This window comes from Pseudomonas sp. NPDC047961 (assembly GCF_050272435.1).
Lineage (GTDB): Bacteria > Pseudomonadota > Gammaproteobacteria > Pseudomonadales > Pseudomonadaceae > Stutzerimonas.
The window spans coordinates 620972-636039 of record NZ_JBNNMD010000002.1 but is presented as its reverse complement, the minus strand read 5'-3'; the positions used below and the strand labels follow the sequence as shown (position 1 = coordinate 636039).

The 15068-nt window shown below is 60.3% G+C and carries 16 protein-coding genes; 3 read left to right on the top strand and 13 right to left on the bottom strand.

The features are described from left to right. Positions 1-25 precede the first annotated feature (25 nt). Positions 26-1453 carry an arginine-ornithine antiporter gene (gene arcD, locus ACQKIK_RS09180; RefSeq protein ID WP_499135674.1) on the bottom strand — a complete coding sequence of 476 codons (1428 nt, stop codon included), beginning with the start codon at positions 1451-1453 and terminating at the stop codon, positions 26-28. A 187-nt stretch (positions 1454-1640) separates the two neighbouring features. On the opposite strand from arcD, the gene ACQKIK_RS09175 reads away from it, so the two are divergent. Next, positions 1641-2003, top strand: a complete 363-nt coding sequence (locus ACQKIK_RS09175) for a DUF5064 family protein (protein WP_231108005.1) — start codon at positions 1641-1643, stop codon at positions 2001-2003. Between the two features lie 6 nt (positions 2004-2009). Here the strand turns inward: ACQKIK_RS09175 and ACQKIK_RS09170 are convergent, their stop codons facing one another. The 10 genes from ACQKIK_RS09170 to ACQKIK_RS09125 form a co-directional block, all read right to left on the bottom strand. Next, a complete protein-coding gene (locus tag ACQKIK_RS09170; RefSeq protein ID WP_046161601.1) occupies positions 2010-2333 on the bottom strand; it encodes a DUF3392 domain-containing protein in 324 nt (107 codons plus the stop codon). A gap of 9 nt (positions 2334-2342) precedes the next feature. Beyond that, entirely contained in the window at positions 2343-3530 is a 1188-nt protein-coding gene (gene hemW / locus ACQKIK_RS09165) for a radical SAM family heme chaperone HemW (RefSeq protein WP_499135673.1), read from the bottom strand. Continuing rightward, positions 3527-4123, bottom strand: coding sequence for an RdgB/HAM1 family non-canonical purine NTP pyrophosphatase (gene rdgB / locus ACQKIK_RS09160; protein ID WP_499135672.1), 597 nt, complete (start codon positions 4121-4123; stop codon positions 3527-3529). Before rdgB ends, hemW begins: the two co-directional genes overlap by 4 nt. Further along, the gene (locus tag ACQKIK_RS09155; protein WP_128120399.1) at positions 4120-4542 is read right to left on the bottom strand and encodes a DUF4426 domain-containing protein; all 423 of its coding nucleotides are present in this window, start codon (positions 4540-4542) and stop codon (positions 4120-4122) included. The genes rdgB and ACQKIK_RS09155 overlap by 4 nt, the downstream gene beginning before the upstream one ends. A gap of 23 nt (positions 4543-4565) precedes the next feature. Continuing rightward, complete coding sequence (gene metW, locus ACQKIK_RS09150) at positions 4566-5165, bottom strand: methionine biosynthesis protein MetW (RefSeq protein ID WP_045423688.1); 600 nt, start codon at positions 5163-5165, stop codon at positions 4566-4568. A gap of 9 nt (positions 5166-5174) precedes the next feature. Next, on the bottom strand, positions 5175-6314 hold the full coding sequence (gene metX, locus ACQKIK_RS09145; protein ID WP_046161604.1) for a homoserine O-succinyltransferase MetX: 1140 nt from the start codon (positions 6312-6314) through the stop codon (positions 5175-5177). Positions 6315-6395: 81 nt separating this feature from the next. Beyond that, entirely contained in the window at positions 6396-8363 is a 1968-nt protein-coding gene (locus ACQKIK_RS09140; RefSeq protein ID WP_499135671.1) for a dynamin family protein, read from the bottom strand. Between the two features lie 113 nt (positions 8364-8476). Further along, complete coding sequence (locus ACQKIK_RS09135; protein ID WP_045423695.1) at positions 8477-9067, bottom strand: YggT family protein; 591 nt, start codon at positions 9065-9067, stop codon at positions 8477-8479. Between the two features lie 9 nt (positions 9068-9076). Further along, positions 9077-9904 (bottom strand): pyrroline-5-carboxylate reductase, encoded by an 828-nt coding sequence (gene proC, locus ACQKIK_RS09130; RefSeq protein ID WP_499135670.1) that lies wholly within the window; start codon positions 9902-9904, stop codon positions 9077-9079. 13 nt (positions 9905-9917) lie between these two features. Beyond that, entirely contained in the window at positions 9918-10631 is a 714-nt protein-coding gene (locus ACQKIK_RS09125) for a YggS family pyridoxal phosphate-dependent enzyme (RefSeq protein WP_499135669.1), read from the bottom strand. A gap of 66 nt (positions 10632-10697) precedes the next feature. On the opposite strand from ACQKIK_RS09125, the gene ACQKIK_RS09120 reads away from it, so the two are divergent. Both ACQKIK_RS09120 and ACQKIK_RS09115 read left to right on the top strand, forming a co-directional pair. Further along, the gene (locus tag ACQKIK_RS09120) at positions 10698-11732 is read left to right on the top strand and encodes a type IV pilus twitching motility protein PilT (RefSeq protein ID WP_046161608.1); all 1035 of its coding nucleotides are present in this window, start codon (positions 10698-10700) and stop codon (positions 11730-11732) included. A 78-nt stretch (positions 11733-11810) separates the two neighbouring features. Beyond that, positions 11811-12956 (top strand): PilT/PilU family type 4a pilus ATPase, encoded by a 1146-nt coding sequence (locus ACQKIK_RS09115; protein ID WP_045423703.1) that lies wholly within the window; start codon positions 11811-11813, stop codon positions 12954-12956. Here ACQKIK_RS09115 and ACQKIK_RS09110 read toward each other — a convergent pair whose 3' ends face one another. Beyond that, positions 12957-13787 (bottom strand): TIGR03915 family putative DNA repair protein, encoded by an 831-nt coding sequence (locus ACQKIK_RS09110; protein ID WP_499135668.1) that lies wholly within the window; start codon positions 13785-13787, stop codon positions 12957-12959. Beyond that, on the bottom strand, positions 13787-14998 hold the full coding sequence (locus ACQKIK_RS09105; RefSeq protein WP_499135667.1) for a putative DNA modification/repair radical SAM protein: 1212 nt from the start codon (positions 14996-14998) through the stop codon (positions 13787-13789). The genes ACQKIK_RS09110 and ACQKIK_RS09105 overlap by 1 nt, the downstream gene beginning before the upstream one ends. Between the last annotated feature and the right edge of the window lie 70 nt (positions 14999-15068).

The window sequence follows — 15068 nt, the reverse complement described above, 5'->3', positions numbered from 1 at the left end:
TAGGCGCAGTTGGCGCCTAAAAGGATCAAAGCGAAAGGAAACCGTCGTACAAACCGTAGGCCGCGATGCCTGCGCCTATCACGACCGCGGCGAAGATCAGCTTCTCGACGGTGGTGAATACCGGCTCGCCGCGTTCATGCTTGGCTTTGGCAAACAGCAGAGCGCCTGGCGCGTAGAGCAGCGCAGAAAGCAGCAGGTATTGCACGCCTCCGGCATATACGAGCCAGAGTGCGTACAGCGTCGCAATGGCGGCCACCAGCAGATCCTTGCGCCGCTCACCAGGCGCATTCTCGTAGCCTTCCCCCCGAATGCTGATCAGCAGCGCGTAGGCCGCGGACCAGAAATAGGGCACCAGGATCATCGAAGTGGCGAGGTAGAGCAGGCTCAGATAGGTCGAAGCGCTGAATAGGGTGATGATCAGAAAGAACTGGATCAGCCCATTGGACAGCCAGAGCGCGTTGACGGGAACGTGATTCGCATTTTCCTTGCGCAGGAAGCTCGGCATGGTGTGGTCGCGTGCCCCGGCAAAGAGGATCTCCGCGCATAGCAGGGTCCAGGAGAGCAGGGCGCCGGCCAGTGACACCACCAGCCCGACACTGATCAGCACTGCGCCCCAGCGTCCCACCACTTGCTCCAGTACCCCTGCCATCGAAGGATTTTTCAAGCCCGCAAGCTCGGCCTGGCTCATGATCCCCATGGACAGGACGTTGACCAGCACGAGTAGCGCGAGCACGCCAATGAAGCCGATCACGGTTGCCTTGCCGACATCGCTGCGTCGCTCGGCACGCGCAGAGTAGACGCTGGCGCCCTCGATGCCGATGAAGACCCATACGGTCACCAGCATCATGTTGCGCACCTGCTGCATGACGCTGCCCAGCTCCAGATTGCCGCGGCCCCAGAAGTCCGCCGTGAATACTTCCAGGCGAAAGGCGATGGCGGCAAGGACGATGAACATGATCAGCGGAACGATCTTGGCGATAGTGCTGACCAGATTGATGAACGCGGCCTGCTGAATGCCACGTAGAACCAACAGGTGCACACCCCAAAGCACCAGTGATGCGCCGATCACAGCCGGCAAGGTGTTGCCCTCCCCAAAGATCGGGAAGAAATAGCCCAGGGTGCTGAACAGCAGGACGAAATAGCTGACGTTGCCGATCCAGGCACTGATCCAGTAGCCCCAGGCCGACGAGAAACCCATATAGTCGCCAAAGCCCGCCTTGGCGTAGGCATAAACGCCTGCATCCAGGTCTGGCTTGCGGTTGGCAAGAGTCTGGAAGACGAAGGCGAGCGTGAGCATGCCGATGGCTGTGATGCCCCAGCCGATGAGGATCGCGCCGGCGCTGGCGCTCGCGGCCATGTTCTGCGGCAGCGAAAAAATTCCGCCGCCAATCATCGAGCCCACCACCAGCGCTATCAGTGCAGCGAGTTTCAATTGTTTCGAGGCCGTTGCCATGTTCCTGTTTCCTTTTAGGATCAGCACTGGAGACATTGGGCGCCCAGGCGTGCGACAGGGTAATGACGGGCGTCAACAAACGTCAGAACGAGAGTGTCAGCATGGCATCGAGCTGTTAGCGTGCCGTGGCGGTCACGGCAGGTAGAGCGCCTGGCAGGCAACGCCAGATTCACTGAGGAGAAGGTCCGTGTTCAGACCAGGTCATGTGGAAGTCAGCCGATTGCCATCGGACGGCTTTCCCGGGTACCACTTGATACTCGAATACCACGTCGAAGGGCCGCAACAAAAGCCAGAATGGGCCTCGTTCCACCTTCATGGGGAGGTCGATCAGACGCCGATTGACGAACGGTTTGAAATGCACCGCGACGTGGCTTTCAATTTCCTGCAGCGCATCCGTCAATGCTTGCGCAAGCGCGGTTTGCACCTGCACACGGATGTGCTGTTCGCATTTCACGCGGATTACGATCCAATGTTCGAGGATCTGCGCGACCAGCTGCACGGAATGCCTGGCGAGCCTGTGGACCTCGACCGTTTTTTGCGAGAAGACTAGTTCAGTTCAGTTTCGGTCAGCGACCACGCCAATGATGAACAGCACCAGCAACAGCACCGGCGCCAGGGTGTAGTTGTTGAATTGCGCCAACCCCTTGGCCAGCCAGGGGCTGAGATAGATGATGCCAAGTCCGTAGACCAATGCACAGAAGACCACGAACGCCAGGGTGCGAAGGACGAAATTGAGCCCGCCGATGTTCTTCTGCACCCAGGCGTTCAATGCCGGGCCGAACAGGACAAACAGGGTCGCCATGATCGCCAGGGAAATATCGAACAGGTGGTGGCGGCTCCAGCGCGACAGGGTGGCGATGAGGTCGAGTACGAGATCCATGCAGGGTCCTTAAGGCAGGAAGAGTTGCAGCAGGTCATTGAGAAAAAGCTGGCCTTTGGGGGTCGCAACCAGCCGCTGTGGGTCGGGTTCAAGCAAGCCGCGTGCTTCCGCGTCCCGTCGTCCGTCGGCCAGCAAGTCCAACGAGAGGCCGGTGCGCTGAGTGAACATCAATGAAGGCACGCCGTCGGTGAGGCGCAGCACGTTCATCAGGAACTCGAAGGGCAATTCGTCCTGCGCGAGTTGCTTGTCGCCCGCGCGGAAGCGTTTCGCTGGATCGAGATAGTCTTTCGGCAGGCGGGTCTTCCAGTGCCGGCGGATCTCGCCATTCGGTGCAGTCCACTTGCCGTGGGCACCCGCGCCCAGCCCAAGGAAGTCGCCGAAGGTCCAGTAATTGAGGTTGTGTCGCGCCTGCCTGCCGGGTTGAGCATAAGCCGAGGTTTCGTACTGGCCATAGCCGTGCGCGGCGAGTAACGCCTGTCCGGCTTCCTGTATGTCCCACAGGGTCTCGTCTTCCGGCAGCTGGGGTGGTTTGCTCCAGAACTCGGTGTTCGGCTCGACCGTGAGCTGATACCAAGACAGGTGCGTCGGTTGCTGGGCAATGGCGATACGCAGATCACTCAGCGCGTCTTCCAGGCTCTGCTCAGGCAGACCATGCATCAGGTCGAGGTTGAAATTATCGAAGCCCGCCGCGCGCGCCATATCGGCGGCCCGAATCGCTTCGTCACCATCGTGGATGCGGCCAAGAGCCTTCAGCTTGGCGGGCTGGAAGCTTTGCACGCCAATCGACAAGCGGTTGATGCCGAGGCTGCGGTAGTCGCGGAATTTCGCCTGTTCGAACGTGCCAGGGTTGGCTTCCAGGGTGATCTCGATGTCATCGGCGAACCCGACCCGCTGCCGCATGCCTTCGAGGATTCGTTCCAGCGCGCTGGCGGAGAACAGGCTCGGCGTGCCGCCACCGAAAAAGATCGACGTCAGCTTGCGGCTTTGTATCTGCTCCCGATCGGCATCCAGGTCCTCCAGTAGCGCGTCGACATAAGCGTTTTCTGGCAGCGAGGCCCCAGCAGCATGGGAGTTAAAATCGCAGTACGGGCATTTGCGCACGCACCAGGGGATGTGAACGTAAGCCGCCAGCGGCGGCAGTTCCAGGCGCGATACCGCAGGCGGCTCGGGAGCGCCGCCGTTGGAAGCAGCGGTCATGCGATCCCCAGCCGCTGCTTGAGCAGGGCCATGGCGCGGGCGCGGTGGCTGAGCTGGTTCTTGTCCTCCGGTGCCAGCTCAGCGCTTGAGCAGTCACGTTCCGGCACCCAGAACAGGGGGTCGTAACCGAAGCCATGCTCCCCCTGAGCGCTGTGCAGAATGCGGCCCTGCCACAGTCCTTCGCAGAGAATCGGCAGCGGATCGTCGGCATGCCGCAGTAATGCCAGCGCGCAGACGAACTGAGCGCCACGCTCGGCGTCCGGCACGTCCTTCAGGGCGTCGAGCAGTTTGGCATTGTTCGCCGCGTCGCCCTGGCCGCCTGCGTAGCGCGCCGAGTAGATGCCCGGCGCACCACCCAGGTGATCAACCGCCAGCCCCGAGTCGTCGGCCAGCGCAGGCAAGCCGGATATACGCGCAGCATTGCGTGCCTTGAGGATGGCGTTCTCGACAAAGGAAAGCCCGGTTTCCTCCGGTTCGATGTCGCTGAACTCGCCAATCGAACGTACGCGTACGGCGTCGCCCAGCATGGCCTGCAGTTCCTTTAGCTTGCCGGCGTTGTGGCTGGCCAGCACCAGTTCTGTGAAGAGCATCATTCGTCCGGGAAGAATTCTTGGCTGAAGTCGAAATTGATCGCCGGGGCGCCGGCAGGCTGCACGTTCAGGTTAAAGCGCAGGGTTTCTCGCGAGCCGAAGGGGAACTGTGCCAAGTAGTAGATGGCCTGGTCGCCTTCTTTTAGTTGCTTGAAGTCCAACGGGTAATCCTGACCGAGCAGGTTCTTCACCGTGCCACTGACCTGAGCTGCAGTCGGTTTGCCGGACTTGAGCACCGATAGGTTGACCACGCCTTGAGTCTTGCTGCGCACGAGGCCGGCAGCGGCGGCGATGTCTGGCTGCAGGAAGCCGGAATTGAACGCGATGTAGTGCACGTCGTATTCGCCGACACTGTGTTTGCGCTCAGCCACGGCGGGTAGCGCAAAGAGCAGGGCGAGCAGGCATATCAAACGAGATCTCATGGATTACCTCCAGCAATGAGCGGTCAGCGGACGGCTCCGGTGACACGATAGATACCAATTTCACCAATCAGATTAGGCCACAAGCGGCTCGCCACACCGTGCTTGTGATGGCGGTCCACGGCTAGGCGCTCGAGCACTCGGGCGCCAAGTTCGTGGGACAACCGCTCGAAATCCTCGAATGTGCAGAAGTGAATGTTCGGCGTGTTGTACCAGGTGTAAGGCAAAAAATCCGACACCGGCATGCGGCCTTTGCTGGCCAGGTACCAACGGCAGCGCCAGTGACCGAAATTGGGAAAGGTGATGATGCACTCGCGTCCGACCCGCAGCATCTCCTTGAGCAGCTTGTCCGGGTAGTGGACTGCTTGCAGTGCCTGGGTCATGACCACCATGTCGAAGCTGTCACTGGCAAAGTTGCCGAGGCCCTTGTCGAGGTCTTGCTCGATGACGTTGACGCCTTTCTCGACGCAGGCAGCGATGTTGTCTGGATCGATTTCCAGGCCATAGCCGCTGACCTGCTTGTTGTCCCGCAGCCAGGCCAGCAGGTCACCGTTACCGCAGCCCAGGTCGAGCACGCGGCTTCCCGCCGGTATCCAGTCTTGGATGATTTCCAGGTCGGCGCGCATATAGGTTCCTTATACGGCGATGCGGTTCATGTAACCGCGAAAGGCCTGTAGATATCGAGGGATCGGAATCAGGAAGGCGTCGTGGCCTTGAGGGGCGTCGATCTCCAGATAACAAACGTTCTTGCGCGCCGCCATCAGCGCGTCGACGATTTCGTGCGAGCGCTCCGGGGAGAAGCGCCAGTCGGTTGTGAACGATATTACGCAGAAGTCCGCTTTCGCCGTGGACAGTGCCTTGGCCAGATCATCGTCGTGCGTCGCCGCCGGGTCGAAATAATCCAGCGCCTTGGTCATCAGCAGGTAGGTATTGGCATCGAAGCGGCCGGAGAACTCTTCGCCCTGGTAGCGAAGATAGCTTTCGACTTGGAATTCGACGCTGTTGAAATCGTAATTCAGCTTTTCGCTCTTGAGCCCACGGCCAAATTTGGTGCCCATGGCGTCGTCGGACAGGTAGGTGATGTGCCCGACCATCCGCGCCAACATCAGGCCCCGCTTGGGGATTACACCCTTCTCTTGAAAATGCCCGCCGTGAAACTCCGGGTCCGACAAAATGGCCTGGCGCGCGACCTCGTTGAACGCAATGTTCTGGGCTGACAGCTTGGGTGCCGAGGCGATCGCCACACAATGGCGGACGCGCTCCGGGTAGCTCATGGTCCATTGCATGGCCTGCATGCCACCGAGGCTGCCGCCCACCACTGCGGCCCACTGCTCGATGCCCAGCATGTCGGCCAGGCGTGCCTGGCTGTTGACCCAGTCTTCCACGGTGACGACCGGGAAATCCGCGCCATAAGGCTTGCCCGTTGCTGGATTGGTGCTGCTGGGGCCGGTCGAGCCATTGCAGCCGCCGAGATTGTTCAGGCTGACCACAAAGAAGCGGTTCGTATCGATGGCTTTGCCCGGGCCGATGCAGCTATCCCACCAGCCGGGCTTGCGGTCTTCGGCGTCATGGAAGCCGGCCGCATGATGATGGCCTGAAAGCGCGTGGCAGATGAGCACGGCATTGCTGCACGAGGCGTTGAGCTCGCCGTAGGTTTCGTAGATCAGCTGGTAAGCGTTCAGCGTGCGGCCGCAGGCGAGTGCCAGCGGCTCGGCGAAATGCGCGACCTTCGGACTCACCAGACCAACGGAATCGGCTGGAATAGCTGTGGGCATTGACCCTGGCTCGTACTGGAAGAAGGCGGCAAAGTCTAAAGGTTAGCGCGCCTCAATTCATCCTCAATCGCAACGTCTGTGTCAGCCGATGCTGGCGCTGGTGAGACTGACGACTTTGCCCTGGCGGCGGATCGGCGCGGGTTTTCGCAGCAGACGCAGCATTTCGCCGGCCTGGGCCAGTTGTTGTTCCAGCTCAAGGCTGTAACGCGTCAGCAGGCGGCCGCGCTGGCTGCTTTGCTGACTATCCTGCGCCAAGCTCTTGAGGCGCAGCATATGCGCTTCCAGCTGCTGCTTGTGTTCCAGCGAATGCTGCATCAGCGGAAGCAGCGCTTCGTTGGCCCAATGCTCGGCTTCCTGGCGCAACCGTTGATGCATGGTGACCACCTCTTGTACAAGGGTGGCGAAGAAACGTCGGGTCAAAGTGCGCTGCTCGGTGAGCAGGGTCTTGAGCTGCAGGCGAAACTGGTCGGCCTTGCCTTGCAGGCCTTTAAGTTCGTTCTGGTACCGCGCCAGACGGAACAGCGGGGCGTCTACCCCGTGCAGCGGGTTCTCGTCGTTATGGCGCCGGTAGATGGCCGAGACCATCTTGTTTGCCAATGCCGCCTCGTGCTCAAGCGTACCGAGATCCTGCTCTACGGAGCGGAAGAAGTGCACGATGCTCAGGTTGATACCCAGTGTGGTCAGGCTGCCTGTGAGGCTGCGACGCAGTCGGGCAAGGTGCTCCTCGAGACGTTCTGGGCGCACCGTCGAACGCAGAAGCTCGCCCTGGCGTTGCAGTAGTCGCTGGTTGGTTTTTAACTGCAGCAAACGCTTATGGTGCTGGTTATGGTCATGGCGGGTACGGGCTGTCAGCTCCATGAGCATCTGGCCGCTGTCTTGGCGATGGCTATCGAGCAGTTCGCATTGCTCGCGCACCTTGGCCAGTCGCTGGGTCAGGATGTGCTGGCTGTTTTGCAGCAGCGCGAGCACCTGGCGCACGACCTGTTGCTCAAGCAGGCGCTCCTTTTGGGCGAGGATACGCTCACAGAGCAGGTGCTCCAGCTCAATCAGTTGACTGCGTTTGAGCAGGTTCTCGTCGCCGCGAATTTTCGCCAGCAGGGCCTGCTTTGCTGAGAGTGGAAGCACATCTTTGATGGCAATGCCCAGCTGTTGCGCCGTAGCGGCCTGCATCCGTTGGATCGCCTCACTGACGAAGGCGTCACCGGATACGTCGTCCCACAGGACATCGATCTTGTTAAGCACAGCGAACAAGCGGTTTTGTCCACCGTCGTCGAGTTGGCGAATGTGCTGTTGCCAGATGCCCATGTCGCTTGCCGTCACCCCGGCATCGGCTGACAGCAAAAAAATCACCGCCTGGGCGTTAGGCAGCATCGACAGGGTGAGCTCTGGCTCGCTGCCGAGGGCATTGAGGCCGGGTGTGTCGAGGATGCGCAAGCCTTGGCGCAGCAGCGGATGATCGAAGTTGACCATGGCGTGTCGCCAGGCCGGCACCATCACTTCCCCGTCGGCATCGGACGCCTCCAGCGCGTCGGGATGGAAGCCCAGCTGAATGGCTTGCTCCACGGGCAGCGACCGGGTAGAGGCAACCTGGCCGAACGCTTCGACCATGGCGTCAGGGTTAGCGGGATCCAGTGCAATGTTGGTCCAAAGGTGCGGGGTGCGTTTGAGCTGCGCGATGCTGGTGTCTTCCAAGCGGGACTCGATCGGCAGCAGGCGAATGTAGGAACGTTCCGCACGTGGATCGAAGAACAGCTCAGTCGGGCACATGGTGGTGCGGCCGGCCCGCGATGGCAGGATGCGTTGGCCATAGCCAGCAAAAAACAGGCTGTTGATCAGCTCCGTCTTGCCGCGGGAAAACTCGCCAACAAACGCGAGGGTGATGTGGTCAGTGCGCAGCAGTTTGAGTGCGCGGTCCAGTCTGGCTTCAACCGCATCGGAGTTCAGTCGGTTGTGCGCCAGCCAGCTGCGATAACGCGTGATTTCGCGGATCAGGTCGCGTTTCCAGGAGACATAGGCATCCACCTGCCGGTCGAGTCGTTCCATGAGCATGGTGCTTCCTGATGGCGTAGGGGGCGATTATCCCTGCCGCCGGGTACGGGTCAATCGAGCCTTTTGTGACCCACCGCCCAAAAGGCTACACGAGGCTATGGGCGGTTTCGGTTTTAGATGAGCGAACGCAGGATGTTGGGCATATGCGTCATCATCGCCAGGTTGTTGATGACCAGCATGTCGATCAATTTGATTGCCAGAAATGCAAAAATCGGCGAGATATCCAGCCCGCCAAGGTTCGGCAGCAGGCGGCGGAACGGTGCGAGCGCCGGTTCGCAAATCTGGCTGATCAATTGGGCGCCGGGGTTGTGGCTGCCAGGTGCGACCCAAGACAGGATCACGCTGATGATCAGCGCATAGAAAAAGATGTTGATGAACAGCCCGGTCACGCCAATGATCGCCCAGACCAGTAGCTGCAGCGGATTGCCGATGGTGCCGAACGCGATCATCAGGATAGCGGCCATTAGCAGGACCTGGACGATGATCGCCAATACCAACGACGACAGGTCGAGTCCGCCGATGCTGGGAATTACGCGGCGCAATGGCTTAAGCAACGGGTGCGTGGCGCGGACGATGAACTGGCTCAGTGGGTTGTAAAAGTCTGCCCGGACCAGCTGCAGGATGAAGCGTAGCAAGACGATCAGCAGGTACAGGCTGCCTAGCGTTTGAACGATCAGGATCAGGGCTTGCGAGAGTTGCGACATGAAGGCTCCTTAGTTGCCCAATTGTTCAGCGAGTTCGGCCGAGCGTCGTGCGGCTGCAGCCATCGCTTGCTCGACCAGGCTTTCGAAACCGCCCGCCTGGAAGGCTTTGATCGCCGCTTCGGTGGTTCCGTTCGGCGAGGTGACGCGGCGTCGCAGTTCAGAGGCTCCGGCATCGCTTTCGCAGGCCATTCGCGCGGCGCCCAAAGCGGTGTGCATGGTCAGTTGTGCCGCGGTGTCACGTGGCAAGCCCATTCGCTCACCCGCCGCGGTCATGGCTTCGATCATCAGGAAGAAATACGCCGGGCCACTGCCCGACACAGCGGTCACCGCATCAATCAGCGATTCCTTGTCCAGCCAGAGCGCCAGCCCAACCGCTGAAAGCAGTTGTTCGGCCTGCTGTTTTTGCGTGTCGGTCACTTGATCGTTGGCGAACAACCCGCTCACACCCTGGCGCAGCAAGGACGGGGTATTAGGCATGCAGCGCACGATCGCGCGCGGGGATTGTTCGCCTAACCACGCCTGCAGACTGGCGCAATCGATGCCAGCTGCGATCGAAACAACCAACTGATTCGCTTGCAGGCTTGCGGCCAGATCACGGCAGACTGCTTGCATCACCTGCGGCTTAACCGCCAGTACGACTACGTCTGCGCCTGCGATGGTCTGGGCGTTGTCGGCAAAAGTGTCGATGCCATGGGCTGCTTCGAGTTCGCTGCGTTTATCGGCGCCGGGATCACTGGCACAAATCGCGGAGGCGGCAGTGCCCTGGGCGCGTAGACCGCCGATTAGGCTTGCGGCCATGTTGCCGCCGCCGATGAAGGCGATACGGGGAGTGCTCAAAGTACGGTTCCTTTTATTCATGCGGTGGGGCGTCTGCGGCTGCTTTCGAAGGATAAGCGCGGGCACCGAACAGGGCAGTGCCGATCCGAACCCAGGTTGCCCCTTCGGCGATGGCAGCTTCGAGGTCCTGGCTCATGCCCATGGAAAGAGTGTCCAGGTGCAACTGAAGTTCGGTTTGCAGCTGGCGCAGGCGGGCGAAGGCAGCGCGCTGCTCGGCTGGGTCATCGGTCGGTTCGGGTATCGCCATCAGGCCGCGTAGACGCAGACGTGGCAATGCGGAGATGGCCTGAGCCAGTTGGTGAACATCTTGCGGCTCGCAGCCGGACTTGCTGGCCTCACCGCTGACGTTGACCTGCAGGCAGAGGTTCAACGGAGCCAGGTGCTCGGGACGCTGATCCGAAAGACGTTGGGCGATTTTCAGGCGGTCCACCGAGTGCACCCAGTCGAAATGCTCGGCGATCAGCTTGGTCTTGTTCGACTGGATGGGGCCAATGAAATGCCAGACCAATGGCAGATCGGCGAGTTTGGCCTGTTTCTCCAGTGCTTCCTGTAGATAGTTTTCACCGAAATCGCGCAGGCCTGCTTCGCTGGCTTCACGGATGGCCTCGGCCGGTTGGGTCTTGCTCACCGCAAGCAGGAGCACTCCGTCGGGATCACGCCCTGCAGCTTGCGCCGCCTCACGGATGCGCGTTCCGACCTTTGCAATATTCGTCGCTATCGTGGACATTACCTGCGCCTGCCACCTTAGGGTCTGCGCGGCATTCTACCTGCTTGCTTGTAATTGGGGAGTCCCATGGATATCACAGAGCTGCTGGCCTTCAGTGCCAAGCAGGGTGCGTCGGATTTGCACCTGTCTTCCGGCTTGCCGCCGATGATCCGCGTTGATGGCGACGTGCGCCGGATCAACCTCCCAGCGATGGACCACAAGCAGGTACACGCGCTGATCTACGACATCATGAATGACAAGCAGCGCAAGGATTTCGAAGAGTTCCTCGAGACCGACTTCTCGTTCGAAGTACCGGGCGTAGCGCGTTTCCGGGTCAACGCCTTCAACCAGAACCGCGGCGCTGGTGCAGTATTCCGGACCATTCCGTCCAAGGTGCTGACTATGGAAGACCTTGGAATGGGTGAGGTCTTCCGCAAGATCACCGACGTACCTCGCGGGCTGGTGCTGGTGACCGGGCCGACCGGTTCGGGCAAGTCGACCACCCTGGCGGCGATGCTGGACTACCTGAACAGCACCAAGTACCACCACATCCTCACCATCGAGGACCCGATCGAATTCGTTCATGAATCGAAGAAGTGTCTGGTCAACCAGCGTGAAGTGCATCGTGACACGCTCGGCTTCTCCGAAGCACTGCGTTCGGCGCTGCGTGAAGACCCGGACATCATCCTCGTCGGCGAAATGCGCGACTTGGAGACCATCCGCCTGGCGCTGACCGCTGCCGAAACCGGCCACTTGGTGTTTGGCACCCTGCACACCACATCGGCGGCCAAGACCATCGACCGGGTTGTAGACGTGTTCCCGGCGGAAGAAAAGTCGATGGTCCGCTCGATGCTGTCGGAGTCACTGCAGGCGGTAATTTCGCAGACGCTGTTGAAGAAGGTTGGCGGCGGCCGCGTTGCGGCGCATGAAATCATGATCGGCACGCCGGCGATCCGGAACCTGATCCGCGAAGACAAGGTGGCGCAGATGTACTCGTCCATCCAGACCGGTGGATCGTTGGGCATGCAAACGCTGGATTCTTGCCTGAAAGGACTGTTGGCCAAGGGGATCATTTCGCGCGACAACGCCAAGGAAAAGGCCAAGCAGCCGGAAAATTTCTGATTCTTTACAAGGCCTTGGTGATACTGCTGGGCCTTCCGCTTCGCTACAAATCGGCTACGCCGGACTACGAGAACGACGATGGAATTCGAGAAACTGTTGCGCCTGATGGTGGAAAAGGGCGGTTCCGACCTGTTCATTACGGCCGGCGTGCCGCCGTCGATGAAAGTCAACGGCAAGATCCTGCCGGTGAACAAGACACCGATGTCGCCGGAGATGACTCGCGAAACGGTGCACGCCGTTATGAACGAGCAGCAGCGCCGCGAGTTCACCGAGAACCACGAATGCAACTTCGCCATCAGTGCGCGGGGCATCGGGCGTTTTCGGGTCAGCGCCTTCTATCAGCGCAACCTCGCGGGCATGGTACTGCGCCGTATCGAGACCAACATACCAACGCTGGAAGACCTGAAGCTTCCCGAAGTGTTGAAAAAGCTGGCAATGACTAAACGGGGGCTGGTGCTGTTCGTCGGTGCGACCGGTACCGGCAAATCGACCTCGTTGGCTGCGATGATCGGCTACCGCAACAAGAACTCCAGCGGCCATATCATCTCGATCGAAGATCCGATTGAGTTCATTCACCAGCATCAGAGCTGCATCGTCACCCAGCGTGAAGTCGGGATCGATACGGACTCCTTCGATGTAGCGCTGAAAAACACCCTGCGCCAGGCGCCGGATGTGATCCTGATCGGTGAAGTGAGGACACGGGAAACCATGGACTACGCCGTTGCATTCGCCGAAACCGGCCACCTTTGTCTGGCGACCCTGCACGCCAACAACGCTAACCAGGCGCTGGACCGAATCATCAACTTCTTCCCGGCTGATCGGCAGCAGCAGGTCTGGATGGATCTGTCGCTGAACCTCAAAGCCATCGTCGCTCAGCAGCTGATCCCGACGCCCGATGGCAAAGGCCGTCGCGCGGTGATCGAAGTGCTGATCAATACTCCCCTAGCGGCTGATCTGATCCGTAAAGGAGAGGTTCACGAGCTCAAATCGCTGATGAAACGCTCCACCGACCTAGGCATGCAGACCTTCGACCAGGCGCTGTACAGCCTCTACGTGCAAGGCGAAATCACTTACGAAGACGCCCTGGCGCATGCCGACTCCTCCAACGATCTACGGCTGATGATCAAGCTGGGTTCGGAAACCGATGGTGAACATCTCACCAGCGTATCTCAGGGGCTTACGCTGGAAGTCAGCGACGACGATACGGGTCGCAGCTTCCGCTGATCATGCCTGTCCGGGCCGTTCTATGCGCTTACCCGGACGGGTGGCGACACGCTCTGCCTGGCCGTCACGTTGCGCTCCAGCCCGGGCACGGCTCATTAGTTGCGGGATCAGCGGCCCTTCCGGCAGGTTTTTCCAGAAGCGCACTGGCAGATTGTTCTGCAGCACGTCGCGGTTGAGCCGCGCCGGGTTGAAGGTGCTTTCGTAATAGGTCTTCCACAACTCAGCGCCAGACTCCTGGGCGGTCTGTGCCAACTGGCGCCAGATGGCCGGGCAGGGATTGGCGTAGTGCATGACGTCCCCGTCCCACAACACTGCATCATCCGGTGTCGCGATCAACCACGAATGCAGGCCCATCCGCTCGGCGAAGTGCGGCGCGGCGCTGGTCAGGATGTCGTGCGCGGGCTCGAACCAGGCTGCATAGTCTGGCCCGCTTGGTGAAGTAATCGGGCTGAACCTTAGGAAGGCGTGCAGATGGTGCATTTCGCGGCGGATTGTCTTGATTCGCGCGTGCAGTTCGCTGCCGTCAGCATCGCCAGCCAGCCTGGCCGTCTGGTCGCCCTTCGCGACTCGCCAAAGGATGCGGTACAGCAGGCTCCAGCGGTCAGCTGTTCGAAAGCGCGCCGCAGTTTCCAGTTCGGCGAGCAACTGCCGAGAGATGCGTACCGGCGAGCTGAGCTCGATCGGCTCCGGTGCAACGTGGTCGCCGAACAAGCCACCCGCCTCGTCGCCAGCAAGCCATTCCACGTGATGTGGGGCGATTCCACGGTAGAGCAAATCGCGAGCCGCCTCGCGCCAGCCATCGAAACGACCGTCGAAGCGAACCTGAAGCATTACCAGAGCCCCATCTGCACCGGGCCTTCGCTGAGCTGCCGGCGCAAGGCGGACGATTCTCGGTAGGCCAGGCTGGGGCGGTAATCCTGAGTGATGACGAAGGGCTTGGCTTTTTCCAGCGAGCAGCGAAGGCGGGTCAGATCTTCGAAGCGGATTCGCTTCTGCCGGCGCAGGGCGACCAGCCGTTTGGCACTGAGAATGCCGATGCCCGGGATGCGCGCAATCAATGCAGGTTCGGCGCTATTCAGATCAACTGGGAAATGCTCGCGATTGGACAGTGCCCATGCCAGCTTCGGATCGATGTCCAGCGGCAGGTTGCCCGGGCCCGTCAACAATTCGCCGGCCTTGAAGCCATAGCTGCGCATCAGGAAGTCGGCCTGGTATAGGCGATGCTCGCGCAGCAGCGGCGGTGCTTCGAAGGGTACTGTCTTCGGACTGTGCGGAATGGGGCTGAACGCCGAGTAATAGACGCGGCGCAGTCTGAAGTCGCCATACAGTGATTGGGCGGTATGCAGAATGGTGCTGTCATCGGTGGCGTCCGCGCCGACGATCATCTGCGTACTCTGACCTGCCGGTGCGAAGCGTGGCGCTCGCTTTTCCGCTTTCGCTTCGGTCTCGCCCTCATGAATGGCGTGCATCGCCTGCTTGATGGTCACTACCTGTTTTTCAGGCGCCAGGCGAATCAGGCTGGCCTCGGTCGGAAGTTCGATGTTGACGCTGAGGCGGTCGGCGTAACGCCCCGCCTCTGCAATGAGTTGCGGGTCGGCATCTGGAATCGTCTTCAGATGAATGTAACCGCGAAACTCGTGCTCTTCGCGTAGCAGCTTGGCCGCGCGATTGAGCTGCTCCATGGTGTAGTCAGCTGAGCGGATAATCCCTGAGCTGAGAAACAGGCCGCTGATGCAGTTGCGGCGGTAGAAGTCCAGTGTCAGCGTCACCACTTCTTCTGGGGTGAAGCGTGCGCGCGGAACATCGCTGGAACGCCGGTTGACACAATACTGGCAGTCGTACAGGCAAAAGTTGGTCAACAGGATTTTCAGCAGCGCCACACAGCGACCATCCGGGGTAAAGCTGTGACAAATACCCATGCCATCCGTGGCGCCGAGCCCACTGCGTCCCTTCGAGCTGCGTTTGGGCGCACCGCTGCTGGCACAAGACACGTCGTATTTTGCGGCGTCGGCCAGGACGCTGAGCTTCTCGATCAACTGCATAACAATCACCATGATGCTGGTTGTATATACAGTATCATGGTGGCTCAGTTGAATGATGTCCGCTCGGCAG

Coding starts and splice junctions, on each gene's coding strand:
- arcD (WP_499135674.1), bottom strand. CDS start 1,453: ATGGCAACGGCCTCGAAACAATTGAAACTCGCTGCACTGATAGCGCTG.
- ACQKIK_RS09170 (WP_046161601.1), bottom strand. CDS start 2,333: ATGGATCTCGTACTCGACCTCATCGCCACCCTGTCGCGCTGGAGCCGC.
- hemW (WP_499135673.1), bottom strand. CDS start 3,530: ATGACCGCTGCTTCCAACGGCGGCGCTCCCGAGCCGCCTGCGGTATCG.
- rdgB (WP_499135672.1), bottom strand. CDS start 4,123: ATGATGCTCTTCACAGAACTGGTGCTGGCCAGCCACAACGCCGGCAAG.
- ACQKIK_RS09155 (WP_128120399.1), bottom strand. CDS start 4,542: ATGAGATCTCGTTTGATATGCCTGCTCGCCCTGCTCTTTGCGCTACCC.
- metW (WP_045423688.1), bottom strand. CDS start 5,165: ATGCGCGCCGACCTGGAAATCATCCAAGACTGGATACCGGCGGGAAGC.
- metX (WP_046161604.1), bottom strand. CDS start 6,314: ATGCCCACAGCTATTCCAGCCGATTCCGTTGGTCTGGTGAGTCCGAAG.
- ACQKIK_RS09140 (WP_499135671.1), bottom strand. CDS start 8,363: ATGCTCATGGAACGACTCGACCGGCAGGTGGATGCCTATGTCTCCTGG.
- ACQKIK_RS09135 (WP_045423695.1), bottom strand. CDS start 9,067: ATGTCGCAACTCTCGCAAGCCCTGATCCTGATCGTTCAAACGCTAGGC.
- ACQKIK_RS09125 (WP_499135669.1), bottom strand. CDS start 10,631: ATGTCCACGATAGCGACGAATATTGCAAAGGTCGGAACGCGCATCCGT.
- ACQKIK_RS09120 (WP_046161608.1), top strand. CDS start 10,698: ATGGATATCACAGAGCTGCTGGCCTTCAGTGCCAAGCAGGGTGCGTCG.
- ACQKIK_RS09115 (WP_045423703.1), top strand. CDS start 11,811: ATGGAATTCGAGAAACTGTTGCGCCTGATGGTGGAAAAGGGCGGTTCC.
- ACQKIK_RS09110 (WP_499135668.1), bottom strand. CDS start 13,787: ATGCTTCAGGTTCGCTTCGACGGTCGTTTCGATGGCTGGCGCGAGGCG.
- ACQKIK_RS09105 (WP_499135667.1), bottom strand. CDS start 14,998: ATGCAGTTGATCGAGAAGCTCAGCGTCCTGGCCGACGCCGCAAAATAC.